Raw genomic sequence first — 23,848 nt, forward strand, 5'->3', positions numbered from 1 at the left:
GAGTTCGAGGCTATGGCTATTCGGTGATCAGGGGCCGCTGCGCAGCCCTTTCGCGACGCAAGGCCGCTCCTACAGGAGATCGCGCTTTTCTGTAGGAGCGGCCTTGTGTCGCGATGGGCTGCACAGCAGCCCCCGGCCTAATGATCAAGCGACGTTCTGCTCGGCCGACCAGTTGGCGTACCACTGGCGGAACAGCGTGTACTGCTGCTCGGCGTAGTGGCGCTGGGCGTCGGTCAGCGCATCGGTCTGGTTGAAGTGCAGGCTGTATTCGGTATCGCCGTTGAGCACCATCAGGTGCTTGTAGTACAGCACCAGGTCGCAGCCTTCATCGAACGACGACAGCACCGCCAGTGCCGACTCCAGCTCCCGGGCCAGGCGCCGGGCCTTGGCATCACCCTTGGCGGCTTGCTTGCTCAGGCTTACCAGTTGCAGCACCTGGCGCGGCAGGGCGTTGCCGATGCCGGTGATGGCGCCGGTGGCGTTGCAGTTGACGAAGCCGTGCACCACTTGGGTGTCGACGCCGACCATCAGGGTCACGTCGTCATCCTTCGAGGTGATGTGCTCGGCGGCGTAGCGCAGGTCGGCACCGCCGCCGAACTCCTTGAAACCGATCAGGTTGGGGTATTCGCGGCGCAGTTCGAAGAACAGGTCGGCACGGGTGGCGAAGCCGTAGTAGGGGCTGTTGTAGATCACCGCCGGCAGTTTCGGTGCCGCCGCGAGGATCGCTGCGAAGTGATGCTTCTGGGCGATCAACGAGGCGCCACGGGACAGCACGCGGGGGATGACCATCAGCCCGGCGGCGCCGACCTTGGCGGCATGGGCGGCATGGGATACCGCTTCACGGGTGTTCACCGCGCCAGTGCCGACGATGGTCGGGATGCCGGCGGCCACCAGGCGCGCCACGCCTTCCTGGCGCTCGGCCTCGGTCAGCAGCGGCCAGTCGCCCATCGAACCGCAGTACACCACGGCGCTCATGCCGGCCTCGATCAGCTCACGGCCCTTGCGCACCAGGGCGTCGAAGTCGGGCGTGCGCTGCGCGGTGCAAGGGGTCATCAGGGCGGGCATGCAGCCGGTGAAGATGTTGTCGGTCATGGTTGTCACTCCTAGCTGTGTTCGTGGGGGTTAGAGGGGTCAGATGCCCCAGGCAAACGGGTCGTGTTCGTCGATCAAAAGCGTGCTGTCGGCGGTCATGTAGGCACGGCCGGTGATGAACGGGCGGATGCGTTCGCCGTCGCGTTCGAAACGGCCCTGGAACTGGCTGCCGGTGATGCTCGCCTGGGTCCATACCTGGCCCTCGGCGAGCTTGCCGTCGGCGGCCAGGCACGCCAGCTTGGCGCTGGTGCCGGTGCCGCAGGGCGAGCGGTCGTAGGCCTTGCCCGGGCACATCACGAAGTTGCGGCTGTCGGCGTGGGCGTCGTCGGCGAACAGCTCGACGTGGTCGATCATGGCGCCGTGCTCGCCGGTGATGCCCTGGGTTTCGAGGGCCTTGAGCAGGGCCCAGGTGTAGGCGGTGAGGGCTTCGACGTTGTCCAGTTCGATGCGCTGGCCGTGGTCGCTGACCAGGAAGAACCAGTTGCCGCCCCAGGCGATATCACCGTGCACCACGTCATGGCCCGGCACTTCGACCGCCACCTGCTGGCGGTAGCGGTAGGCGGGTACGTTGCCGACGGTGATCGCGCCGTCCTCGTGCAGGGTGGCGCTGACCTGGCCGACCGGGGTGTCGATGCGGTGCACGCCGGGCGCGATCAGCCCCAGGTGCTGCAAGGAGGCGACCAGGCCGATGGTGCCGTGGCCGCACATGTTCAGGTAGCCGGCGTTGTTGAAGAAGATCACCCCGCAGGTGGCATCCGCCGAGACCGGTGGGCAGTACAGCGCGCCGACCAGCACATCGTTGCCGCGTGGCTCCAGCAGGCAGGCGCGGCGCCAGTGGTCGTGCAGTTCGCGCAGCTCGTCGCGCTGCTCGGCCATGCTGCGGCCGGTCAACTGCGGGAAACCGTCCATCACCAGGCGGGTTGGTTCGCCGCCGGTGTGGGAATCGATGACGTGGATCTGTTTCATGGGTTTGTCCATGGCTGATGTAGGAGCCGGCTTGCCGGCGAAAGGGCACGTACGGTTCACGAAGCAACCGCAGCTGGACGCTGGCTGAATTGGCCTTCGGCACCGGCCTCGCTCTCATCCTCGCCATCCAGCCGCACCAGGTGCGCCGGCACGCCAGTCGCTGCGCCCCAGTAGTAGATGCCCAGCGCCGCAGCAGCCACGACCGCCGTGTCGAACGGATGCCCGATCACCCCCAGGCCACCGAAGCTGCCCAGCCAGGACAGCAGGATGGTCACGGCGTAGAAGCCGATCAGCCACGCCGACGAGCGCACTTGTTGGGCGATGGACAGATGCTCGGTGGGCACGAAGCGGCGGCACAGCAGGTACAGCACGAACATCACGATCTGCAGGGCCAGCAGCCAGGACACGGTGTTCCAGCCCGACCAGTAGACGATCAGCGCGGCGATGATGAACGACAGCGGGCCGAGCACGCCCATGCCCTTGACCCGGAACGGCCGGGCCATGCCGGGGGCGTTGCGGCGCAGGGCGGCGACGGTCACCGGGGCCACGGCGTAGCTCAGCACCAGGGCGGCGGAGACCACGTTGATCAGCGCTTCCCAGGACGGGAACGGCAGGGTCCAGAACACCGACAGGGCGAAGGTCAGCCACAGCGCTGGGCGCGGGATGCCGGACTGCTCGTCGATACGGGTGAAGTACTTGAAGAAGGTGCCGGTCTGCGCCCAGCCGTAGACCACGCGCGGGGTGGCGTTCATGTAGATGTTGCCGCAGCCGCTGGGCGAGATCACCGCGTCGGCCACCACCAGGTAGGCCAGCCAGCCGACGCCCAGGGCCAGGGCGATGTCACGGTAGGGCAGGGCCAGTTCCTGGGTTACGCCGGCCCAGCCGTTGGCCAGCATCTCGGTGGGTACGCTGCCGAGGAAGGCCAGTTGCAGCAGGGCGTAGATGGCGGTGGACAACAGTACCGAGAGGATCAGTGCGATGGGGATGGTGCGCTGCGGGTTCTTCACTTCGCTGGCCACCGAGATGATCGGGGTCAGGCCCAGGTAGGCGAAGATGATGCCGCCGGCCGACACGGCCATTTCCACGCCGGACATCCCGAACGGGGCAAAGCCCTGCACCTCGAAATTTTCCGGTTTGAAGAAGGTGAACAGCACACCGATCACCAGCAGCGGCACGATGAACTTGAACACGCTGACCAGGTTGTTGGCCTTGGCGAAGGTCTTCACGCTGCGGTAGTTGAGCGCGAAGAACAGCCCCAGCAGGGCGAACTGCACCAGCCAGCCGAGCACCGTGGGGTCGCTGGAGCCGGCCTTGGTCAGGCTGGGGAACCAGGCCGCGGCGTACTGGCGCGAGGCGACCACTTCGATGGCGATCAGGCTAGAGAAGGCGATCAGGGTGATGAAGCCCATCAGATAGCCCAGCAGCGGGCCGTGGGAGTACACCGGGTAGCGCACCACGCCACCGGCGCGCGGCAGGGCGGCGCCGAGCTCGCAGTAGACGATGCCCAGCAGCAGCACGGCGAAGCCGCCGAGGAACCAGGAGAGGATGCCGGCCGGGCCGGCGATGGCCGACACGTGGCTGGCGGCGAACAGCCAGCCGGAGCCGAAGATGGCTCCCAGGCCGATGAAGGTGAGGTCCAGCAATGACAGCTGTTTCTTGAATTTGCCTGACATGGGGTCGCCTTTTTGTAGGTTTTGGATAGGCAGGTCTGATGTCACGATGCGGCTTTGTCCGCCGCGTTCTTGTAGGTCGTGGTGCGGCTTGCGTGGGGCATAGCGTGGACCGATCGGGGTCTCGGTTCTTGATGGTTTTCTGCAAGGTGGATGACGAAATCGGCACAGTTGCAAAAAATGCTGGCGCCTTGTATTGCCCGGTGAATAGTCTGCGGGGCATACCCGGTGCGGGCTTCAGATATGCAGTGGCGGTGCTGGCCCTTTCGCGGGCAAGCCCGTTCCCACTGGTCCGGCGCCAATTCCGCACTCAGCGCCGTCCCTGTGGGAGCGGGCTTGCCCGCGAAAGGGCCGTAACAGCCACTGGAGATGCAAGCCGATGACCAACAACCCACTGGCCACCCTGTACCAGCAGCTGGATCAACACCGCCCCGAATCCCTGGAGGCGCTGCTCACCGGCGTGGTCTGGCTCCTGCCCATGCTCGACGTCATCGCCAACGCGGCGATCTTCATCAAGGACGAGCAGGCGCGCTACGTACTGGCCAACCGCACGCTGGTGCAGCGCTGTGGCCTCAGGCAGTTGCAGCCGCTGCTGGGCAAGACCAGCGCCGAGGTGTTCCCGGCACGCCTGGGCCCGGGTTACACCGAGCAGGACCGGCGGGTGCTGGAACAGGGGCTGGTGCTGGAAGATCAACTTGAGTTGCACCTGTACGGTAGCCGCGAGCCGGGCTGGTGCCTCACCCACAAGCGCCCGTTGTATGACCCCGCCGGCAGGATCATTGGCCTGGCGGGGATCTCCGTCGACCTGCAATCCGCCGCCGACACCCACCCCGCCTACCAGCGCCTGGCTGCGGTGGACGCGCATATCCGCACGCACTTTCACCAGCCGATCAGCATGAACGAGCTGACCCGCATCGCCGGTATTTCGGTGGCGCAACTGGAGCGTTACTGCAAGCGGGTGTTCCACCTCACCCCGCGGCAGATGATCCACAAGGCCCGCCTGGAGCACGCCCACCAGTTATTGCACAGTGACTTGCCGATCATCGAGGTGGCTTTGCGCTGCGGCTACACCGACCACAGCGCGTTCAGCCGGCAGTTCCGTCAGCTGACCGGGTTCACCCCGCGCCAGTACCGGCAGGCGGCAGGCCTTTGAATGATTGTAAATGCATTTATGCATTGACTGTATATGCGTAAATGCATAGAGTGGTTTTCGATCCCCTAACCTGGTGGGTTAAAAAATCATTTCTGATACAGGATGTTCATGATGACTACCCTTTTCACCGCCAAGAATTCCCTGCCGTTTGCGCTACTGCCGACCACCGACGGCATCGTCCAGCACTTTCGTGCAAGCAGCACCAACACTGCCGATGCATCCTATGCACCCGACGGCCTGGCCGCTGCACCGATCTACGGCCTGGGTGGGCAACCCCTGCAAGGTAACGAGATCGTGGCTGGCGGCAACGTGACCCTGGTCTCCTACCTTGGGCCACTGCTCAACAATGGCGCGCTCTGCTGGATCCTGCTGAGCTGCGAGGGCGGCGCGCAGCAGGTGGCCAATGCCACCCACAGCCAACACGCCGTGACACTCGGCCAACTGATCGGCTTCTCCGGTTTCGCCCCGGGCGACATCAAATACTCCGCAGTCAACGCCGTTCCAGTGGGTTGGCTCAAGGCTGATGGGGCTGTGGTGTCGCGCGCCGAGTATGCCGCGCTGTTTGCGGCCATCGGCATCACCTATGGGGCCGGCGACGGTGCCACCACCTTCGGCCTGCCCGATCTGCGCGGCGAATTCATTCGAGGCTTCGATGACGGTCGCGGCATTGACCAGGGCCGTGTATTCGGTTCGCGGCAGAAAGGCAGCCTCTACCCTTACGACACGACCGAAGGCATTGCCAATGGCGTCTGGAGTGCATCGACCTCGCAGAATGCCGGCCCGGCTTCGCAAGTCGCGATGGGTGTGGATGCCTACTCGACGGCCGAATACGCAACCATCTCGCTGGGCGGGGTCGATGCGCGCGTCAACTACTCGTTGCCAGGCCTGTTCGGCGACCGTGGTTATTCCGGGGTTACCCGCCCGCGCAACGTGGCCATGCTTGCATTGATCAAGTACTGATCAGCGCTGGCTGAACAGCGCCCGTGCCTCGTCGAAACATTGCTCGGCGATTGCCGACCGTGGTTCGCTGCGGCGCAGCAGCAGGCCCACCGGGCTGTGGATGCTGGCGTCGGCGATCGGAACGATGCGCATGTGCTCGCTGAGGTCTTCCAGGCCGCAGTCCAGTGGCATCACCGCGCAGCACACGCCAGCGTTGATGGCCTGGATCAGCTGGAAGGTCGAGTCGCTTTCCAGTACCGCGTTGGGCTCCAGGCCCCGGCTGCGGAAACTGAGGTCCAGGGACTGGCGGTAGTGCATGCCCTTGCTCAGCAGGCCCAAGGGCAGATCGCCCAGTGCGTCCCAGCGCACCGTGTCCGTTTCGAAGCCAAAGTGCCGGGTGTCGTGCAGCAGGCCCATGGTGGTGGTGCTCAGCTCGATCACTTCGAAGAAGCTGGCGTTGACCTGGTCGAGGTAGCAGATGCCCAGGTCAAGCTGGTTGCGCGACAGGCCGTCGACGATCTGTTCGGAGCTCAGTGACGACAGCTGGAAGTTCAGCTCGGGGTATTTCTCGCGCAGCGGCATCAACAGCTGCATGGGGTTGAAGCTGGCCAGCGGCACGGTGCCCAGGCGCAGGCTGCCGACCACTTGGCCACGGCAGCTGGCGGCCTCGGCCTGCAGGCCGTCATGGGCGGCGAGCAGGGTGCGGGCCCAGGCCAGGATGCGCTCGCCGGCCTCGGTGAAACCCTCGAAGCGCTGGCCGCGCTTGACCAGTACCAGGTCGAGTTCGTCTTCGAGGTTGCGCAGGCGCATGGACAGCGTGGGTTGAGTGATGTGGCACAGCGCCGCGGCCTGGCCGAAGTGGCGGGTCTTGTCGAGGGCGATGAGGAACTTGAGCTGTTTGATGTCCATGAAGGCGGCCTGGCGAGCGGGGTGGGCGGGTTCCGCGACCTTAACCAACTCTGCGGTGGGTGGCCAATTCTAAATGGTGACCGGTTGATAGAGGCGCTTGATCGGCCGTTGATAGAGGCCCTTGATCGTGCGGTATGCGCTATCGATTGGACGCTGCCAGGGCATGCTTCTAACGTGGCGCGATGCCAATCCAGGAGCAGAACCCATGAGTGTGAAACCGGACGCGGTGTTCGTGCCGCTGAACATCGCCGTGCTGACCGTCAGCGATACCCGCACCTACGACAACGACACCTCCGGCGAGCTGCTGGCCAGCCGTGCGGTGGAGATCGGCCATCGCCTGGTGGCGCGGGCGTTGCTCAAGGATGACCTGTACCGGGTCCGCGCCCAGGTGGCGACCTGGATCGCTGACGAGCAGGTGCAGGTGGTGCTGATCACCGGCGGTACTGGGTTCACCGGGCGCGACAGTACTCCCGAGGCGGTGGAATGCCTGTTGGACAAGCGCATTGATGGGTTTGGCGAGTTGTTCCGCGCGCTGTCGATCCTCGATATCGGCACCTCGACTGTGCAGAGCCGAGCCTTGGCCGGGTTGGCCAACGGCACGTTGGTGTGCTGCCTGCCGGGCTCTACCGGTGCCTGCCGCACCGCATGGGAAGGGATTCTCGCCGAGCAGCTGGATGCGCGGCACCGGCCGTGCAATTTCGTCGCGCACCTGAAGCCGATCGACGCCTGCGCAAGTCGCGGCTGAACGCCAGGGCCTCATCACCGGCAAGCCGGCACCCACATCTTGCGCGATCTCTGTAGGAGCGGCCTAGTGTCGCGAACAGGCCGCAAAGCGGCCTCGGCGATCTTGAGGTGTATTCGAGATCCTGGGGGCGCTGCGCACCCCTTTCGCGACACGAGGCCGCTCCTACCAAAAAGCGGTTCAATGCAGTTGCTCCCACTGCGCCTTGCTCAAGACTCGCGCCGTCGGTGTGGGAGCCGGCTTGCTGGCGAAAGGGCTGCCAGGCAGCCCCGGCGATTTCAGCTCAACACATGATCCACCGGCACCATCGCCGGTGGCAGCGGCTCATACCCCAACGCCGACAACACGTCGCGCTCGACGGTGCGCACCAGCGCATCGGTCGGCAGGTCGTTCTCGTCACGTCCGAACGGGTCCTCCAGTTCGTTGCCGATCGCATCCAGGCCGAAGAACGTGTAGCTGACGATGGTGGTGAACAGTGGCGCCAGCCAGCCCAGCGGCTCGGCCAGGGCGAACGGCAGCAGCAGGCAGAAGATGTAGATGGTGCGGTGCAGTAGCAGGGTATAGGGGAACGGCAATGGCGTGCCCTTGATCCTTTCGCATATGGCTTGTACCTCCGACAGACCGGTCAAGCGCTGCTCCAGCAGGGTGTAGCGGAACTCGCTGATGGCCCCGTCCTTGGCCAGGTGAGAGCACTGTGCGCCGATGTTGCGCAGGATGCCGTCGCACACGTTGTGCGGGGTGACCGGTGCCGCATCGGCCAGCCAGGTGCGGGCCAGGGGCAGCTCGTCTTCGTTGCGCAGCCGCGCGTTGAGGGCGTGGGCGAAGCCGCACAGGCCGCGCAGCATTTGCGCGCGCAGCGCCTGGTCGTCGATCACCACGCTTTCGCGCACGAACGAACGCACCTCGATGATCAGCCGCCCCCAGGCCTTGCGCCCCTCCCACCAGCGGTCGTAGCAGGCGTTGTTGCGAAAGCTCATGAAGATCGACAGCGACAGCCCGAGCAGGGTGAAGGGCGTGGCGCTGACTGGGTAGAACAGCGCCGGGTAGTGCCGCTCGACCAGCACGATCAGCGCCGCCAGCAGGGTGACCCCCAGGCAGCGCAGGGCGATGCCCTTGACGATAGAGCCCTTGAGGGTGAACAGCACGCGCAGCATGTCGGGGCGTGGATGGACGATCAAGGCGGTTCCAGAGGCGGCCGATCAGCCGCCGGTCATGTTCATGAAGCGCAGGATCTGCACCTCGCCGCCCACTTCGAAATGGTGGCGGTAGGGCTTGAGCTGCATGGCGTCGCGGATGGCCTTTTCCAGGCGCGCGCTGTCGCCGGGGTGCTGGCGCAGGACCTGCTTGAGGTCCATCGAATGCTCGTTGCCCAGGCACAGCAGCAGGCGGCCTTCGACGGTGAGGCGCACGCGGTTGCAGGTGGCGCAGAAGTTGTGGCTGTGCGGCGAAATGAACCCGACCCGGGTGTTTGGCGCCTCGGCCAGGCGCCAGTAGCGTGCCGGGCCTTGCGAGGATTCGGCCGATTCGACCAGTGAGAAGTGCTCGGCCAGGCGTGCGCGCACGTCGTCGCTGGAGCAGAACGACTCACCGCGCTCATGCTCGCTGATCACGCCCAGGGGCATTTCCTCGATGAAGGAGATATCCAGCTCGCGGTCGATGGCGAAGCGCACCAGGTCGACGATTTCATGGTCGTTGCGGCCCTTGAGCACCACCGCGTTGAGCTTGGTGCGGCGAAAGCCCGCGGCGCGCGCGGCGTCGATGCCGGCGATGACCTGGTCGAGGTCGCCGGTGCGGGTCAGGGCGCGGAAGCGGTCGCGGTCGAGGCTGTCGAGGCTGATGTTCAGGCGCGACACGCCGGCGTCGAACAGCGGTTGGGCCAGGCGGCCGAGCTGCGAGCCGTTGCTGGTCAGGCACAATTCGCGCAGGCCGGGCAACGCCGCGATGCGCTCGCAGAGCCCGACGATACCCTGGCGTACCAACGGCTCACCACCGGTCAGGCGGATCTTGCGGGTGCCCAGGGCGACGAAGCGTTCGGCCACCTGGTACAGCTCTTCGAGGCTGAGGATCTGCTGGCGCGGCAGGAACTGCATGTCTTCGGCCATGCAGTAGACGCAGCGGAAGTCGCAGCGGTCGGTGACCGACATCCGCAGGTAGTCGACTTTGCGGTTGAAACCGTCGATCAGGGCCTGGGGGTTCTTTTCCACGTTCGCGCTCGACCTGTGAGGTGGTGGGGGCGGCTTGAGGCCGCGGACAAGATTCAAGCTATAACCTGCGTCCAGTGGCGTCAAATTGCTTTGCCCGACCGTTCGATCAGTCTCCTCTATCACGGCTCAAGGCCACGGCTGTCAAGGCCTGCATCGGGTGATCGACGCGGTTTATCACGCCTTCATTCATATCGATTGGACGTAACAGGGGGCGCTTTTTAGGCTGGTAAAAATACCGCGCGGGGCAATCAGAGCATGAGCCAGGACGAACACATCAGGGACTACAAGGGGCCGGCGGCCGGCTGGGGCGCGCTCAAGAGCGTGACCAAGAGCTGGCTGGGCAGCGAGAACGCCTTCAAGAACCTGCGGGCCATGCTCAAGACCAACCAGAACGGCGGTTTCGACTGCCCCGGTTGCGCCTGGGGCGAATCGCCCGAAAGCGACATGGTCAAGTTCTGCGAGAACGGCGCCAAGGCGGTCAACTGGGAGGCCACCGGCCGTTCGGTGGACCCGGCGTTCTTCACCCGTTACAGCGTCAGCGCACTGCTTGAGCAGAGCGACTACTGGCTTGAATACCAGGGGCGCCTGACCCACCCGATGCGCTATGACGCCAGCACCGACCATTACGTCGAGATCAGCTGGGACGAGGCCTTCGCCTTGGTCGCCAGGCACTTGAACAGTCTGGAATCACCCGACCAGGCCGAGTTCTACACCTCGGGCCGGGCCAGCAACGAGGCGGCGTTCCTCTACCAGCTGTTCGTCCGCGCCTATGGCACCAACAACTTCCCCGATTGCTCGAACATGTGCCATGAAGCCAGTGGCGTGGGCATGGCCGAAACCCTCGGGGTGGGCAAGGGTACCGTGGTGTTTCACGACCTGGAACTGGCCGACGCGATCTTCGTCATCGGCCAGAACCCTGGTACCAACCACCCGCGCATGCTCGAACCGTTGCGCGAGGCGGTCAAGCGCGGTGCCCAGGTGGTGTGCTTCAACCCGCTCAAGGAGCGTGGCCTGGAGCGCTTCCAGCACCCGCAGCACCCGTTCGAGATGCTCAGCAACGGTTCCGAGCCGACCAACACCGCCTACTTCCGTCCGGCGTTGGGCGGTGACATGGCGGCCATGCGCGGCATCGCCAAGTTCCTGTTGCAGTGGGAGCGCGAGGCGCAGCTCAAAGACGAGCCGCCGGTGCTCGACCATGCGTTCATTGCCGAACACACCAGCGGCGTCGAGGACTACCTGGCGTTGGTGGACGCCACCTCGTGGGCGCACATCGTCGAGCAGTCCGGCCTGAGCAAGGCCGAGATCGAACTGGCCGCACGCATGTACCGCAAGGCCGAGCGGGTGATCATGTGCTGGGCCATGGGCGTCACCCAGCACCGCCATTCGGTGCCGACGGTGCAGGAGATCGTCAACCTGCAACTGCTGCGCGGCAATGTCGGCAAACCGGGCGCCGGCCTGTCGCCGGTGCGTGGCCACAGCAATGTGCAGGGCGACCGCACCATGGGCATCGACGAGAAGCCCAAGGCGCAGCTGCTCGATGCCCTCGAAAAACGCTTCCAGTTCAAGGTGCCGCGTGAGCACGGGCACAATGCCGTGCTGGCGATCCAGGCGATGGAGCAGGGGCGGGCCAAGGTGTTCATCGGCCTTGGCGGCAACTTCGCCCAGGCCACGCCGGATACCCCACGCACCCATGCGGCGCTGCGCAACTGCGCACTGACCGTGCAGATCTCCACCAAGCTCAACCGTTCGCACCTGGTCACCGGGCGCGATGCGCTGATCCTGCCGTGCCTGGGGCGTACCGAGATCGACCTGCAGGCCGAAGGGCCGCAGGGTGTGACGGTCGAGGACACCTTCAGCATGGTGCATCTCTCCCACGGCCAGCTCAAACCCCGTTCGCCGCACCTGCGTTCGGAGCCGGCGATTGTCGCTGGCATGGCCAAGGCCACCCTGGGCAACAAACCGATCGACTGGGCATACGCGATTGCCGACTACGGCCGCATCCGCAGCATGATCGCCGACGTGATCCCGGGTTTCACCGCGTTCAACGAGCGCTTGCAGCATCCGGGTGGTTTTCACCTGGGCAACAATGCCGCGGATCGCCAGTTCCGTACTGCCACCGGCAAGGCGCGCTTCACCGCCAGCGCATTGCCCGAACAATTGGTGAATGCGGCGGTGCTGGCACGGGGCGACAAGCCGGACCTGATCCTTCAGACCCTGCGCTCGCACGATCAGTACAACACCACGCTGTATGGGCTGGACGACCGCTACCGTGGCGTGTTCGGCCTGCGCGAAGTGGTGTTCGTCAACGAGGCCGACATCCGCCGCCTGGGCTTCGAGCCGGGTGAGCAGGTGGACCTGGTGTCGCTGTGGGAGGACGGTGTCGAGCGGCGGGTGTCGGGGTTCCGCCTGGTGGCCTATGACGTACCGCAGGGCCAGGCGGCAGCGTATTACCCGGAGACCAATCCGCTGGTGCCGTTGGAGAGCTATGGCGAGGGGACCTATACGCCGACCTCGAAGTTCGTGGCGATCAAGTTGCAGAAGGCCCAGGCGGGGAATCGGATCGCGGCGACGGTGGCTGATTGATCGGTTGCCGTCAAAGGCCTCATCGCCGGCAAGCCGGCTCCCACAGAAAAACCGTGCAAGACAGTTGCTCCCGTAACTGTGGGAGCCGGCTTGCCGGCGATGAGGCCGGGCCTGCTGACAGTGAAATCAGCGATGTACCGGGTACGCCGTGGTGTACTTCATCTGCTCCATGGCAAAGCTCGAGGTGATGTTCGACAGCCCGTCGGTACTGGTGATCAGCTTCTTGTAGAAACGGTCGTAGGCGGCGATGTCACCCACCACCACCCGCAGCATGTAGTCCCAGTCGCCGGACATGCGGTACACCTCCATCACCTCCTCGAACGCCGTCACCGTGGCGGCGAACTGGGCAAGCCAGGCACTGTCGTGGCGCTGGGTCTTGAGCTGGACGAACACCGTCAGGCCCAGGCCCAGGCGTTCGGGATCGAGCAGGGCGACACGGCCGCGGATATAGCCTTCCTCTTCCAGGCGCTTGACCCGCTTCCAGCAGGGGGTGGTGGTCAGGTTGACCGCCTCGGCCAGGTCCTTGAGGGACAGCGAGGCGTCGCGCTGGAGCAGGGTGAGGATGTGCTGGTCGAAACTGTCCATGGCGTCATGCGGCCCGAGGCGAGAAAATTTTTCCAGAGATTAGCCTTTTGCGAGGTGGCTTGGAATCCAGGCCTTGTCCGTGAGGTGTTAGCGTTCCTGCGACGCCGGCAGCTGAAGGATATGAGATAGTTGCGCTTTTCCACCTTCAGTCAATGGACCCGACCATGTCCGAAAAGCCGCGCAATTTTGCCACCCGCACCATCCACGCCGGCGAGCAGTCCAGCGTCGCCGACAACGCCATCTTCCCGGCCATCGTCACCTCCAGCTCGTTCATCAAGCGCGGCCTGGATGACCACCCTGAATACGCCTACAGCCGCGTCAGCAACCCCACCCGGCATGCCTACGAGACCTGCGTTGCCGCGCTGGAGGAGGGCGTCGGCGCGGTCGCCTGCGCCTCGGGCGTCAGCGCCACGGCCACGGTGCTCGAACTGCTGTCCAAGGACGCCCACGTGGTGGTGATGAACGGTGTCTACGGCGGTACCTTCCGTCTGCTGGAAGACTACCGTGGGCGCACCTCGGGCCTGACCACCACCTACGTCGACCTCAACGACATCGACGCCGTGGCCGCGGCGATCCGTCCCGAGACGCAACTGATCTGGATCGAGTCGCCGACCAACCCGCTGCTGCACCTGGTGGATATCAAGGCCGTGTGCGACCTGGCCCGCTCCCGTGGCGTGATGACCTGCATCGACAACACCTTCTGCTCGCCTTGGAACCAGCAGCCGATCACCCTGGGTGTGGACCTGGTGATGCATTCAGCGAGCAAGTACATCGGTGGCCACTCCGACCTTACCGGCGGCGTGGTGGTGGCGGCCAACCAGGAACTGCTGGGGCGCCTGCGCAAGATCAGCATGGCGGTGGGCGCGATCCAGGGGCCGTTCGACTGCTACCTGGCCCTGCGCGGGCTCAAGACCCTCGACGTGCGCATGGAGCGCCAGAGCGCCAACGCCCTGCGCGTGGCGCAGTACCTCGAAGGCCATCCGCAGGTCGAGCAGGTGTACTACCCAGGGCTGGAGAGCCACCCGCAGCATGCTCTGTGCAAGCGCCAGATGCGTACCGGCGGGGCGGTGGTGGCCATGCGCATCAAGGGTGACCGGGCGGCGGTCAACCGGCTGGTCGAGGCCTTGCAGATCTTCGTCTTGGCCGACTCGCTGGGTGGGGTGGAGAGCATGATCAACCACTCCTGGAGCATGTCGCACAACTCGCTCAGCCCGGAGCAGAAAGGGGTGATGGGGATCAGCGAGAACCTGGTGCGGTTGTCGATGGGGATCGAGGATTACCGCGACTTGATCGAGGACCTGGATACGGCGTTGAAGGCATCGGCTGCCGTGTGAAGATGGATGCCCTATCGCCGGCTTGCCGGCGATAGGGTCAGTGAATTCTCATCATGACTTGGGCGGGTGGACGATCCGTTCGATCTTGTCCTTGAGCAGCAGTCGCTCCTTGCGCAGGCGGTTGACCGCCTCATCGTTGGTGCCATTGCCTTCGGCGGCCACCACCTCCTTGTCCTTGGCGTTGTATTCCTTGTGCAGCTTGTGCAGGTCGTGGTCCTTGTCTATCAGTGCCTGGAACTGGTCGGCGGTCACGTGCAGGTCGGCGAGCAAATCATGCGGAACTGGCATTTCTTCACCTCTCTGGAGGGGTTGTCGAACGAGCCTGAACCATGAGGATAGTCGCCTTTGCCACATTGCGGGACTGGGGTAGGCTGTCGCCCATCTTCCCGTGACTGGAACCTGTGCCATGCCTCACCTGAACCTGGAATACAGCGACAACCTGCACGAACTCAACGTCGATGTGCTGCTGCTGCGCCTGAACCACGCCCTGGTCGGCAGTGGCCAGTTCGCCGAGGAACTGGACATCAAAAGCCGCGCCCAGGCCTTCGGCCAATACCGCGTGGGCACCGCACCGGGCGAGCGCGCCTTCGCCCATGTGCGCCTGGCGATTCTCAGCGGGCGTTCGGAACAGGTGAAGCAGCAACTGTCCAGCAGCCTGCTCGATGTCCTGCACGAGGCAATTCCGGCCAAGGCCGGGCTGGATATCCAGCTGTGCGTCGAGGTGCTGGACATCGACCGTGCGCCGTACGCCAAGCTGCGGTTGCCCGGCTGAACATTCGCTGAATGAAACTTGTTTAATTGATGAAACACGCTGCCCCACCAATTGTTACCAAGTTTTTCACAAAAAATTGATGCTAGGCTTTCTAGAGTTCGGCCAACTTCCCAAGGTGCCCGCCCGGGCACCCTGGCCACTCATGAACTCTACTTGCGAACGCCATGCTCAACGTCAAATCCCTGCGGACCGAATGGGTCACGCTGCTGGCCAGCCTTTACCTGTTGATCGGCCTGAACGCGTTTCTCTGGCAACACCTCGAAGCCATCGTGCCGCCCGGCATGGTGGGCTTGTGGCTGGGCCTGGCGTTTGCCGTACTGATGCTGTTCGCGTTCAATCTGATCCTGACACTGTTGGCGTTTCGTTATGTATTGAAACCGGTATTGATCCTGTTGTTCATGAGTGGCGCTGGGGTTGCTTACTTCATGAATCAATATGGCGTACTTATTGATGTCGGCATGTTCCGCAATATCGCGGAAACCAATGTCGCGGAAGTTTGCGACCTGCTCTCCCTGAAGTTTGCCCTCTATATACTGCTGTTGGGCGTACTGCCTTCGTTGTTGGTGTGGAAGGCGAACATCGCCTACCGTCCCTGGCACCGTGAGCTGCTGGGTAAGCTGGTGGTCAGCGGCGCCTGCGTGGCGGCCCTGGGGTCGGTGGCGCTGGTCAATTACCAAGGGCTGTCATCACTGTTTCGCAACCACCATGAACTGCGTCTGATGCTCACCCCGAGCAATATCGTCGGCGCCTCCATCGGCTATGTCAGTGAAAAGGTCGGTACTGCCGCGCGGCCCTTCCAGCAATACGGCGAAGATGCCCGTCGCGATGCCGCCTGGCAGCACCATGCGCGCAAGTCACTCACCGTACTGGTGGTCGGGGAAAGTGCCCGGGCGGATAACTTCGGCCTGCTCGGCTATGCCCGCGACACCACACCGCATCTGGCCAAGCAGGACGGTTTGCTGAGTTTCACCGACGTTCACTCCTGCGGCACCGAGACCGCCGTGTCGGTGCCGTGCATGTTCTCCGGCATGGGCCGCAAGGACTATGACGCGCGGGTTGCCAAGAACCGTGAAGGCCTGCTCGACATCCTCCAGCGCGCGGGGCTCGCCGTGCAGTGGCGCGACAACCAGTCCGGCTGCAAGGGCACCTGCGATCGCGTGCAGTTCGTCGACGTGAGCAATCTCAAGGACCCCGCCCTGTGCGCCACGGGCGAGTGCCACGACGAAATCCTTTTGCAGGGCCTGGGCGAGTTGATCGACAACCTCGACCAGGACACCGTGCTGGTGCTGCACCAGATGGGCAGCCACGGCCCCGAGTACTTCAAGCGCTACCCGCCGGGCACCGAGCCGTTCACCCCGGTATGCCACAGCAACGCGCTGAACCAGTGCAGCCAGCAGGAAATCATCAACGGCTACGACAACACCCTGGCCTATACCGACAAGGTGCTGTCGGCACTGATCGACACCCTGCGCAGCAAGCAGGACAAGGTCGACACCGCGATGCTCTACCTGTCCGACCATGGCGAGTCGCTGGGCGAATACAACCTGTACCTGCACGGCACGCCGTATATGATGGCGCCGGACCAGCAGAAACACGTGCCGCTGCTGGCCTGGTTCTCCGACAGCTACCGCCAGGACTTTGGCCTGGACACCGACTGCATGGCCAAACTGCGCGATGCGCCGCTGTCCCAGGACAACCTGTTCCATTCGATGCTCGGCCTGTTGCAGGTGCACACCGAGGTCTACAAACCATCGCTGGACATGTTCGCCAGCTGCCGGCCGTGGCTGGCGGCGGGACGCTGAGCGCACGACCGCCCGGCACCATGGAAGGCGCGAGGTTTCACCCCCAGGGGCCGCGCCGTATATACTGCGCGCCAATGTTAGTGGGAGAGCCTCGTGGCCATTGAAATACACTGGATCCGTGACGACCAGACCCTGGCCGAACACTGCCGAACGTGGCGCGAACTGCCCTTCGTGGCGGTCGATACCGAATTCATGCGGGTCGACACCTTCTACCCGAAGGCCGGCTTGGTCCAGGTCGGTGATGGCAAGCACGCTTTCCTGATCGACCCGCTGCTGATTCGTGACTGGCAGCCGCTGGGCGAACTGCTCGATGACAGCAGCGTGGTCAAGGTGCTGCATGCCTGCAGCGAAGACCTCGAAGTGTTGCTGCGCCTGACCGGCAAGCTGCCGCAACCGCTGTTCGACACCCAGCTGGCCGCCGGCTACCTCAACATCGGCTTCTCCATGGGCTACTCGCGCCTGGTGCAAGAGGTGCTGGGGCTGGAGCTACCCAAAGGCGAGACCCGCTCCGACTGGCTGCAACGCCCGTTGTCCGACACCCAGGTGAGCTACGCCGCCGAGGACGCCGTGCACCTGGCCGAGCTGTTCAGCGCCCTGCGCCCGAAATTGTCCGACGACAAATATGCCTGGGTGCTCGACGATGGCGCCGAACTGGTGGCGGCGATGCGCCGCGAAGTCGAGCCCGAAACCCTGTACCGCGATGTCAAGCTGGCCTGGAAACTGGGCCCGCAACAGTTGGCGGTGTTGCGCGAGCTGTGCGCCTGGCGCGAGCGCGAAGCCCGCAGCCGCGATGTGCCGCGCAACCGTATTCTCAAGGAACACTCGCTGTGGCCCATGGCCAAGGGCCAACCCGACAGCCTGTCGGCCCTGGCGAAAATCGAGGAGATGCACCCGCGCACCATCCGTCAGGATGGGGAGGCCCTCCTCCAGCTGATCAAGCGCGCCGCCTCGCAACCCGCCGAGCAGTGGCCGCAGCGCCTGCCCGAGCCGCTGCCGATCGAAGCCGCCGGCATCCTCAAGCGCCTGCGCGCCATCGGCCAGGCCGAAGGCGAGCGCTTGCAGATCGCCCCGGAGCTGATGCTGCGCAAGAAGGCCCTCGAAGCCCTGCTCAAGAGCGGCTACCCCAACGGCCCCTATCAACTGCCCGATTCGCTGCGCGGCTGGCGCCGTGAGCGCATGGGCCAGGCCCTGCTGGACGACCTGGCAGGCGCCGGAGACAAGCAATGAAACGTATCTGCTCGATCTACAAGAGCCCACGCAAGAACGAAATGTACCTCTACGTGCTCAAGGCCGATGGCCTGGAACGCGTACCGGAAGGCCTGTTGCCGTTCTTTGGCACCCCCAAGCACGCCTTCGACCTGGTGCTCACCCCTGAGCGCAAGCTGGCCCGCGAAGACATCGCAAAAGTGTTGGAGAACCTCGACAACCAGGGTTATCACCTGCAGATGCCGCCGCCGGACGATGACTACATCGAACACCTGCCCGAAGAGCTGCTGCGCCGCAACGACCCGGCCTGATCCGGCCGCGTTCGTTCTCTCCCCGTGGCCCGCCTGGCGGGCCGCTTTCGTTGTTTGCCAAGGTTGTGTTGCACATGCGCGTTCTGATCGCCGAACAGGATCATGCCCACTACGCTCGCCTGCTGGGCGAGGCGGCACCGGACTTGGAGGTCCTGACCAGCGGTGATTCCGCCGAGCTGTCCCGCTACGCCCCCGACTGCCGGGTCTGGCTGGGCCAGCCGGATCTGCTGGCCAGCCTGCTGCGCCAGGGCCACAAACCCCAGTGGATGCAGTCGACCTGGGCCGGCATCACCCCACTGCTGGCCGAGGGCCTGCCCCGCGACTACCGGCTGACCCGCGCGGTGGGTATCTTCGGCCAGGTGATGGCCGAGTACATGCTCACCTATATGCTGGCGCACGAGCGTGAGGTGCTGTCGCGGTTGGTCAGCCAGGTGGAACGGCGCTGGGACGACCGCCCCGGGCGCACGCTGGAGGGGCGTCGGGTACTGATCGTCGGCACCGGCGATATCGGCCAGCGGGTCGCCGAGTTCCTCGTGCCGTTCGGTGTCACCCTGTACGGGGTGGCCAGCAGCGCGCGTGAGCAGGCGCCCTTTGTCGAAGTGGCCGGGCTCGACCAGCTGCCGCGGATGGTCGAACAGGTCGACTACGTGCTCAACCTGCTGCCCGACACCCCCGCCACCCACGACCTCTACAACGCGGCGCTGTTCAAGCGCTTCCTGCCCAGCGCGCTGTTCATCAATGCCGGGCGTGGCGCGGCGGTGGTCGATGCGGACCTGGTCGAAGCATTGAAACAGGGCCATCTGGCCGGCGCGGTAATCGATGTGTGCCGCCAGGAGCCACTGCCCCAGCGCCATCCGTTCTGGACCGCCTGGGGCTTGCTGCTGACCGGGCACAGCTCGGCACCGACTTCGCCTTCGGCGATGGTGCGGCTGTTCGTCGAGAATGCGCGGGCGTATGCAGCGGGGCAGGGGTTGCGTGGCGAGGTGGACTTCGCCCGGGGTTACTAGTGACAAGATTCAAGCTTCAAGCTGCAAGAAAGTGTGTTCGCGCTTCTTCTTGCAGCTTCTAGCTTTGAGCTTGCAGCTGATCAGAGGCTGAACTCACCCTCAGCCGCCAGCTCGCTCAGCGGCCGACGCGGGCTTGGCACTTCACGGGCTTGCAGGGCCTCGGCCAGGGTCGCCTTGTCGCCCAGCTTGCCGATCGCCACCATGGCGTGCAGCACGTAGCCCTCGGGGATCTTCAGCTCGCTGCGGGCCAGGTCCTGGTCGAAACCGGCCATGCCGTGGGTGTGCCAGCCGCTGATGCTGGCTTGCAGCGCCAGGTGGCCCCAGGCGGAGCCGGTGTCGAAGGTGTGCCACAGGGCCGGCTTTTCTTCGTCCGAGCCAGGCGCGGCGAAGGTGGTCTTGGAGATCACCAGCACCAGGGCCGATGCGTGCTGCGCCCAGCTGCGGTTGAACTCGTTGAGGATGCCCAGGTAGCGCTCCCAGCTTGGCGTGTCGCGGCGCGCATAAAGGAAGCGCCAGGGTTGCGAGTTGTAGGCCGAGGGGGCCCAGCGCGCGGCTTCGAGGAAGCTCAGCAGGGTTTCCTGGCTGATCGGCTCGGCGGTGAACGCCCGTGGCGACCAGCGGTTGATGAACTGCTCGTTGATGGCGTAGTCGGCGATGCGAGGGGTGGCGCTCATGGATGCTCCTGCGTGAATGGGCGAAAAGCGCACGCTACTGCCTCCGACGAGCACTGACAAGCGGTCTGGCTTTGCCACCAGACAGCCTCTAGACTGGCGCCGCCGCGCGCCGCGGATTCAAGTGGATTGCAGGAACACGTGTGATGATCGCCGATACCGCGCCCTTCTGGCGGCGCAAGACCCTCGATGAACTCGACCCGCAGGAGTGGGAGTCGCTGTGCGACGGCTGCGGGCTGTGCTGCCTGCAGAAGCTCGAGGACGAAGAGGACAACAGCGTCTACTACACCAGCATCGCCTGCAAGCTGCTCGACCTCACCACCTGCCAGTGCAGCGACTACCCCAATCGCTTCGCCCAGGTGCCTGACTGCATTCAACTGACGCCCGGCAAGGCCGACCAGTTCAAGTGGCTGCCGCCCACCTGCGGCTATCGCCTGGTCAGCGAAGGCAAGGATCTGCCGGCCTGGCACCACCTGGTGTGCGGTGATCGCGAGCAGGTCCACGAGCAGCGTATCTCCCGGTCCGGGCGCATGCTCAGCGAGAACGACGTGGATGAAGACGACTGGGAAGACCACCTGATTTTTCGCGCTGGTTGAAGCGCTCTCGCCTCTGGGGAACAAGGAGTTTCTGTATGCGTCGCCCGCTGTTGTTGCTGCTTGGCCTGCTGGCCAGCTCGCAGGTCCTGGCCAAGAAAGTCGACCTCGATTACCAGGTGCGCCTGCTGCCGCAGAGCGGCCAGGCCGAGGTACGCCTGACCCTGGCCGACGGCAGCGTGGTGCGCAGCCTGGATTTCGACCTGGGCAAGGCCGGGGCCTACAGCGACTTTGCAGCCGATGGCCAGTGGCAGGCACAAGACGGGCGTGGGGTCTGGCACCCGGCGCCGGGCAAGACCAGCCTGAGTTACCGGGTGCTTCTGGACCAGTTGCATGGCGCCAGTCATGAGGCACGCATTACTTCGCACTGGGCGCTGTTGCGGGGCGATCAACTGGTGCCGCCGGCACGCCTCGATCAGCAAGATGGCACCGAGCTGGTAGCGCGCCTGAGCGTCGAGTTGCCGGCCGGCTGGAAAAGCGTGGAAACCGCCTGGCCACGCATCGGCCGGCAGAAATTCCGTATCGATGATGTGTCGCGGCTGTTCGACCGCCCCACCGGCTGGATGCTTGCCGGCAACCTCGGCAGCCGCCGCGCGCGCCTGGGCGAGACCGAAGTCACCGTGGCCGCGCCACAAGGGCAGGGCATGCGGCGCATGGACACGCTCACCCTGCTGACGTTCGTCTGGCCGCAGTTGCAGGCTGTGTACCCACGCAACCCCTCCAAGCTGCTGCTGGTTGGTGCCCGCGACGGCATGTGGCGCGGCGCCTTGGCCGGCAGCAACTCGGTGTACCTGCACAGCGCCAGCCCGCTGATCAACGACAACGGCAACAGCCCGCTGCTGCGCGAAATCGTGCAGCTGTTCGCCCAGATCAATGATCGCGACGCCAGCGACTGGCTCGGCGAGAGCTTCGCCGACTACTACGCCACGGAACTGCTGCGTCGCGCCGGGGGCATGAGCGACGATCGCTACGCCGTGTTGCAGGCACGCCTGCACAGCCTCGGCGACAAGGTCACGCAGCTCAAGGGCGAGCAGGCCGGGGCCGCGCAGGTTGCCCGTGGCGTGTTGCTGTTGCAGGCACTGGACAAGGAGATCCGCCTGCACAACCACGACAAGCGCTCGCTGGATGACGTCGCCCGGGCGCTGATGCGCCTGTCCAGCGTCAGCACCGAAGAGTTCGTGCAGATCAGCGAGAACGTGCTCGGGCGCCAGTCCGAGGTGTTGCAGAGCAAGCTGTTGCGCTGATCTGAAACCTATCGCGGGGCAAGCCCGCTCCCACGTTCTATCGCGTGGGAGCGGGCTTGCCCCGCGATTGCATTCTCAACTGCCGGCCAACGGATCCTTGCCCGTCACCGTCACCCCGCGGGTCGCCGCATCGGCACTGGCCTTGAGCGCCTGCAACTGCGCCGCCCCGCGCTCGATGTCGCGCTGTAGGCGGTGATACTCCGCTCGATGGCGCCGCCACCACGCCTTGGTCGAACAATGCCCGCTGACACCCCGTGCCAGGGCCAGGCCACCCACGGCCACCTGCAGCATCCCCAGCAGCCCGCCATGGCGCAGGCCCTTGCTGATCATCAGCACGCCACCGGCCAGCGAACTGATGCGCTCCAGGCCTTGGACATTGTGTTCCGGCACGGCCGGGGATGAATGGATATCGAGCATTGCACGGTCTCCTCTGGTCAGTGATATCCAGCAGACCGTGGCCGGGCCGAGGCCGTTCAGTGCAATCGCCCGCCGACCTTCCTGGCCAACTGCGCGACCGCCTTGGGCAACTGGTGGCGGGCGCGCTGGCATAGCTTGATTCGCAGCGGGGCCTTGGCCTGCCAGGCTTCGCCCTTTCCCATAACAACACCAAGAAGGGACCAGGATGACCAATCCAAGCGCGGGAAGCGCCAGCGGCCAGCTGGCGCAAGGTTTCAAACCCCGGCACGTGACCATGCTGTCGATCGCCGGGGTGATCGGGGCCGGGCTGTTCGTCGGCTCCGGCCATGCCATCGCCGCCGCGGGCCCCGCGGCCATCGTCGCCTACGCACTGGCCGGCACCCTGGTGGTGCTGGTGATGCGCATGCTCGGCGAGATGGCCGTGGCCAGCCCCGACACCGGCTCGTTCTCTACCTACGCCGACCGCGCCATCGGGCGCTGGGCCGGGTTCACCATCGGCTGGTTGTATTGGTGGTTCTGGGTGCTGGTGATCCCCATCGAGGCCATCGCCGCCGGGGTGGTGCTGAACAACTGGTTGCCGCACATCGAGCCCTGGTGTTTCGCCTTGGCAATGACCGTGCTGCTGACCGCCACCAACCTGTTCAGCGTGGCCAAGTACGGCGAGTTCGAATTCTGGTTCGCCATGCTCAAGGTTATCGCCATCGTCGCCTTCATCGCCTTGGGTGCGTTTGCCCTGGCGGGTGCCTTGCCGGCGCGCGAGGTCAGTGGCCTGGCGCAGTTGATGAACGCACACGGCGGCTTCATGCCCAATGGTTGGACGGCGATTATCGGTGCCCTGCTGACCACCATGTTCAGTTACCTGGGCACCGAAGCTGTGACCATCGCTGCCTCCGAGTCCTCGGACCCGGCGCGCAATATCGCCAAGGCCACCCGTTCGGTGATCTGGCGCATCAGCGTGTTCTACCTGCTGTCGATCTTCGTGATCATCTCGGTGGTGCCGTGGAACGACCCGCTGCTGCCGGTGCAGGGTTCTTACCAGCGGGCGCTGGAGATCATGCAGATCCCCTACGCCAAGCTGCTGGTGGACATGGTGGTGCTGGTGGCGGTGGCCAGTTGCCTGAACTCGTCGATCTACATTTCCTCGCGCATGCTGTTCTCGCTGGCCAAGCGCGGTGACGCCCCGGCGGCCATCGGGCGTACGTCCAAGGTCGGGGTGCCGCGGGCGGCGGTGATCGGCAGCACGCTGATCGGCATGCTCACCACCGTGGTCAACTACTTTGCGCCGGCCGAGGTGTTTGGCTTCCTGCTGGCCAGCTCGGGTTCGATCGCCTTGCTGGTGTACCTGGCGATCGCCTGCTCGCAGCTGCGCATGCGGGCGTTGCTGGAGCAGCAGAACCAGCAGGTCGCCTTCAAGATGTGGCTGTACCCCTGGCTGACCTGGGCGGTGATCGGCTTCATCGTGTTTGCGTTGGGGGTGATGTTCGTGATGCCGCAGCATCGGTTGGAGGTGTCGTTGACCCTTGGGTTGGCGGTGGTGATTCTGTTGGTCGGGGTGGTCAATCAGCGGCGGCACAAGCAGACGCAAATGCTGGTGCAAGCCTGATTTTGTAGGAGCGGCCTTGTGTCGCGAAAGGGCCGCAAAGCGGCC

General features: G+C 64.8%; 23 protein-coding genes. 13 read left to right on the forward strand and 10 right to left on the reverse strand.

What is annotated here, in order from left to right; translation table 11 throughout:
* Window positions 1-144: 144 nt before the first annotated feature.
* From IX761_RS14120 to IX761_RS14130, 3 genes are read right to left on the reverse strand one after another with little or no spacing between them, the layout of a single operon-like run.
* Window positions 145-1,092, reverse strand: a complete 948-nt coding sequence (locus tag IX761_RS14120; RefSeq protein WP_194790183.1) for a dihydrodipicolinate synthase family protein — start codon at window positions 1,090-1,092, stop codon at window positions 145-147.
* Between the two features lie 39 nt (window positions 1,093-1,131).
* Window positions 1,132-2,058, reverse strand: a complete 927-nt coding sequence (locus IX761_RS14125; RefSeq protein WP_194790184.1) for a 4-hydroxyproline epimerase — start codon at window positions 2,056-2,058, stop codon at window positions 1,132-1,134.
* Between the two features lie 56 nt (window positions 2,059-2,114).
* Complete coding sequence (locus tag IX761_RS14130; RefSeq protein WP_194790185.1) at window positions 2,115-3,731, reverse strand: APC family permease; 1,617 nt, start codon at window positions 3,729-3,731, stop codon at window positions 2,115-2,117.
* Window positions 3,732-4,107: 376 nt separating this feature from the next.
* On the opposite strand from IX761_RS14130, the gene IX761_RS14135 reads away from it, so the two are divergent.
* Both IX761_RS14135 and IX761_RS27140 read left to right on the forward strand, forming a co-directional pair.
* The gene (locus tag IX761_RS14135) at window positions 4,108-4,881 is read left to right on the forward strand and encodes an AraC family transcriptional regulator (protein ID WP_194790186.1); all 774 of its coding nucleotides are present in this window, start codon (window positions 4,108-4,110) and stop codon (window positions 4,879-4,881) included.
* Window positions 4,882-4,989: 108 nt separating this feature from the next.
* Window positions 4,990-5,841 carry a phage tail protein gene (locus tag IX761_RS27140; protein WP_228533540.1) on the forward strand — a complete coding sequence of 284 codons (852 nt, stop codon included), beginning with the start codon at window positions 4,990-4,992 and terminating at the stop codon, window positions 5,839-5,841.
* Here the strand turns inward: IX761_RS27140 and IX761_RS14145 are convergent, their stop codons facing one another.
* Window positions 5,842-6,729 carry a LysR family transcriptional regulator gene (locus IX761_RS14145; RefSeq protein ID WP_194790187.1) on the reverse strand — a complete coding sequence of 296 codons (888 nt, stop codon included), beginning with the start codon at window positions 6,727-6,729 and terminating at the stop codon, window positions 5,842-5,844. It lies immediately after the preceding gene.
* Between the two features lie 205 nt (window positions 6,730-6,934).
* Here IX761_RS14145 and moaB point away from each other — a divergent pair, with 205 nt between their 5' ends.
* On the forward strand, window positions 6,935-7,474 hold the full coding sequence (gene moaB / locus IX761_RS14150) for a molybdenum cofactor biosynthesis protein B (protein WP_194790188.1): 540 nt from the start codon (window positions 6,935-6,937) through the stop codon (window positions 7,472-7,474).
* Window positions 7,475-7,749: 275 nt separating this feature from the next.
* Here the strand turns inward: moaB and IX761_RS14155 are convergent, their stop codons facing one another.
* On the reverse strand, window positions 7,750-8,649 hold the full coding sequence (locus IX761_RS14155; RefSeq protein WP_194790189.1) for a bestrophin family protein: 900 nt from the start codon (window positions 8,647-8,649) through the stop codon (window positions 7,750-7,752).
* A gap of 21 nt (window positions 8,650-8,670) precedes the next feature.
* On the reverse strand, window positions 8,671-9,675 hold the full coding sequence (moaA, locus tag IX761_RS14160) for a GTP 3',8-cyclase MoaA (RefSeq protein WP_194790190.1): 1,005 nt from the start codon (window positions 9,673-9,675) through the stop codon (window positions 8,671-8,673).
* Between the two features lie 255 nt (window positions 9,676-9,930).
* Here moaA and IX761_RS14165 point away from each other — a divergent pair, with 255 nt between their 5' ends.
* On the forward strand, window positions 9,931-12,258 hold the full coding sequence (locus IX761_RS14165; protein WP_194790191.1) for an FdhF/YdeP family oxidoreductase: 2,328 nt from the start codon (window positions 9,931-9,933) through the stop codon (window positions 12,256-12,258).
* Between the two features lie 126 nt (window positions 12,259-12,384).
* On the opposite strand, the gene IX761_RS14170 is transcribed toward IX761_RS14165, so the two are convergent.
* On the reverse strand, window positions 12,385-12,843 hold the full coding sequence (locus IX761_RS14170) for an Lrp/AsnC family transcriptional regulator (RefSeq protein WP_194790192.1): 459 nt from the start codon (window positions 12,841-12,843) through the stop codon (window positions 12,385-12,387).
* Window positions 12,844-12,995: 152 nt separating this feature from the next.
* Here IX761_RS14170 and IX761_RS14175 point away from each other — a divergent pair, with 152 nt between their 5' ends.
* Window positions 12,996-14,177, forward strand: a complete 1,182-nt coding sequence (locus IX761_RS14175) for a trans-sulfuration enzyme family protein (protein ID WP_194790193.1) — start codon at window positions 12,996-12,998, stop codon at window positions 14,175-14,177.
* 51 nt (window positions 14,178-14,228) lie between these two features.
* Here IX761_RS14175 and IX761_RS14180 read toward each other — a convergent pair whose 3' ends face one another.
* Window positions 14,229-14,465, reverse strand: a complete 237-nt coding sequence (locus tag IX761_RS14180) for a YdcH family protein (RefSeq protein ID WP_194790194.1) — start codon at window positions 14,463-14,465, stop codon at window positions 14,229-14,231.
* Between the two features lie 118 nt (window positions 14,466-14,583).
* Between IX761_RS14180 and IX761_RS14185 the strand changes: the two genes are divergently transcribed.
* The 5 genes from IX761_RS14185 to IX761_RS14205 all read left to right on the forward strand — a co-directional run bounded on the left by IX761_RS14185 (window position 14,584) and on the right by IX761_RS14205 (window position 19,275).
* On the forward strand, window positions 14,584-14,949 hold the full coding sequence (locus tag IX761_RS14185) for a 5-carboxymethyl-2-hydroxymuconate Delta-isomerase (protein ID WP_194790195.1): 366 nt from the start codon (window positions 14,584-14,586) through the stop codon (window positions 14,947-14,949).
* 164 nt (window positions 14,950-15,113) lie between these two features.
* A complete protein-coding gene (locus IX761_RS14190; RefSeq protein WP_194790196.1) occupies window positions 15,114-16,751 on the forward strand; it encodes a phosphoethanolamine transferase in 1,638 nt (545 codons plus the stop codon).
* Window positions 16,752-16,844: 93 nt separating this feature from the next.
* Window positions 16,845-17,978, forward strand: a complete 1,134-nt coding sequence (gene rnd / locus IX761_RS14195; protein ID WP_194790197.1) for a ribonuclease D — start codon at window positions 16,845-16,847, stop codon at window positions 17,976-17,978.
* Entirely contained in the window at window positions 17,975-18,268 is a 294-nt protein-coding gene (locus tag IX761_RS14200) for a YcgL domain-containing protein (protein ID WP_194790198.1), read from the forward strand. Before rnd ends, IX761_RS14200 begins: the two co-directional genes overlap by 4 nt.
* 74 nt (window positions 18,269-18,342) lie before the next feature.
* The gene (locus IX761_RS14205; RefSeq protein WP_194790199.1) at window positions 18,343-19,275 is read left to right on the forward strand and encodes a D-2-hydroxyacid dehydrogenase; all 933 of its coding nucleotides are present in this window, start codon (window positions 18,343-18,345) and stop codon (window positions 19,273-19,275) included.
* Window positions 19,276-19,355: 80 nt separating this feature from the next.
* On the opposite strand, the gene IX761_RS14210 is transcribed toward IX761_RS14205, so the two are convergent.
* Window positions 19,356-19,949 carry a nitroreductase family protein gene (locus IX761_RS14210; protein ID WP_194790200.1) on the reverse strand — a complete coding sequence of 198 codons (594 nt, stop codon included), beginning with the start codon at window positions 19,947-19,949 and terminating at the stop codon, window positions 19,356-19,358.
* 143 nt (window positions 19,950-20,092) lie between these two features.
* On the opposite strand from IX761_RS14210, the gene IX761_RS14215 reads away from it, so the two are divergent.
* Window positions 20,093-20,542, forward strand: a complete 450-nt coding sequence (locus IX761_RS14215; RefSeq protein ID WP_194790201.1) for a YcgN family cysteine cluster protein — start codon at window positions 20,093-20,095, stop codon at window positions 20,540-20,542.
* Between the two features lie 35 nt (window positions 20,543-20,577).
* Window positions 20,578-21,783, forward strand: coding sequence for a hypothetical protein (locus tag IX761_RS14220; protein ID WP_194790202.1), 1,206 nt, complete (start codon window positions 20,578-20,580; stop codon window positions 21,781-21,783).
* Window positions 21,784-21,858: 75 nt separating this feature from the next.
* On the opposite strand, the gene IX761_RS14225 is transcribed toward IX761_RS14220, so the two are convergent.
* On the reverse strand, window positions 21,859-22,200 hold the full coding sequence (locus IX761_RS14225) for a YgaP-like transmembrane domain (protein WP_194790203.1): 342 nt from the start codon (window positions 22,198-22,200) through the stop codon (window positions 21,859-21,861).
* Between the two features lie 205 nt (window positions 22,201-22,405).
* On the opposite strand from IX761_RS14225, the gene gabP reads away from it, so the two are divergent.
* Window positions 22,406-23,803 carry a GABA permease gene (gene gabP, locus IX761_RS14230; protein ID WP_194790204.1) on the forward strand — a complete coding sequence of 466 codons (1,398 nt, stop codon included), beginning with the start codon at window positions 22,406-22,408 and terminating at the stop codon, window positions 23,801-23,803.
* The last annotated feature ends 45 nt before the right edge of the window (window positions 23,804-23,848 follow it).

The sequence above is a fragment of the Pseudomonas sp. UFMG81 genome, assembly GCF_015354575.1.
Taxonomy (GTDB): domain Bacteria; phylum Pseudomonadota; class Gammaproteobacteria; order Pseudomonadales; family Pseudomonadaceae; genus Aquipseudomonas.

Excerpts from the sequence above, each read along its gene's own strand:
- IX761_RS14180 (WP_194790194.1), bottom strand. The coding sequence starts at position 14,465 with ATGCCAGTTCCGCATGATTTGCTCGCCGACCTGCACGTGACCGCCGAC.
- IX761_RS27140 (WP_228533540.1), top strand. The coding sequence starts at position 4,990 with ATGATGACTACCCTTTTCACCGCCAAGAATTCCCTGCCGTTTGCGCTA.
- IX761_RS14225 (WP_194790203.1), bottom strand. The coding sequence starts at position 22,200 with ATGCTCGATATCCATTCATCCCCGGCCGTGCCGGAACACAATGTCCAA.
- IX761_RS14175 (WP_194790193.1), top strand. The coding sequence starts at position 12,996 with ATGGACCCGACCATGTCCGAAAAGCCGCGCAATTTTGCCACCCGCACC.
- IX761_RS14130 (WP_194790185.1), bottom strand. The coding sequence starts at position 3,731 with ATGTCAGGCAAATTCAAGAAACAGCTGTCATTGCTGGACCTCACCTTC.
- IX761_RS14190 (WP_194790196.1), top strand. The coding sequence starts at position 15,114 with ATGCTCAACGTCAAATCCCTGCGGACCGAATGGGTCACGCTGCTGGCC.
- IX761_RS14125 (WP_194790184.1), bottom strand. The coding sequence starts at position 2,058 with ATGAAACAGATCCACGTCATCGATTCCCACACCGGCGGCGAACCAACC.
- IX761_RS14210 (WP_194790200.1), bottom strand. The coding sequence starts at position 19,949 with ATGAGCGCCACCCCTCGCATCGCCGACTACGCCATCAACGAGCAGTTC.
- IX761_RS14185 (WP_194790195.1), top strand. The coding sequence starts at position 14,584 with ATGCCTCACCTGAACCTGGAATACAGCGACAACCTGCACGAACTCAAC.
- moaB (WP_194790188.1), top strand. The coding sequence starts at position 6,935 with ATGAGTGTGAAACCGGACGCGGTGTTCGTGCCGCTGAACATCGCCGTG.
- IX761_RS14170 (WP_194790192.1), bottom strand. The coding sequence starts at position 12,843 with ATGGACAGTTTCGACCAGCACATCCTCACCCTGCTCCAGCGCGACGCC.
- gabP (WP_194790204.1), top strand. The coding sequence starts at position 22,406 with ATGACCAATCCAAGCGCGGGAAGCGCCAGCGGCCAGCTGGCGCAAGGT.
- IX761_RS14205 (WP_194790199.1), top strand. The coding sequence starts at position 18,343 with ATGCGCGTTCTGATCGCCGAACAGGATCATGCCCACTACGCTCGCCTG.
- IX761_RS14220 (WP_194790202.1), top strand. The coding sequence starts at position 20,578 with ATGCGTCGCCCGCTGTTGTTGCTGCTTGGCCTGCTGGCCAGCTCGCAG.
- IX761_RS14120 (WP_194790183.1), bottom strand. The coding sequence starts at position 1,092 with ATGACCGACAACATCTTCACCGGCTGCATGCCCGCCCTGATGACCCCT.
- IX761_RS14200 (WP_194790198.1), top strand. The coding sequence starts at position 17,975 with ATGAAACGTATCTGCTCGATCTACAAGAGCCCACGCAAGAACGAAATG.
- IX761_RS14165 (WP_194790191.1), top strand. The coding sequence starts at position 9,931 with ATGAGCCAGGACGAACACATCAGGGACTACAAGGGGCCGGCGGCCGGC.
- IX761_RS14145 (WP_194790187.1), bottom strand. The coding sequence starts at position 6,729 with ATGGACATCAAACAGCTCAAGTTCCTCATCGCCCTCGACAAGACCCGC.
- IX761_RS14215 (WP_194790201.1), top strand. The coding sequence starts at position 20,093 with ATGATCGCCGATACCGCGCCCTTCTGGCGGCGCAAGACCCTCGATGAA.
- IX761_RS14135 (WP_194790186.1), top strand. The coding sequence starts at position 4,108 with ATGACCAACAACCCACTGGCCACCCTGTACCAGCAGCTGGATCAACAC.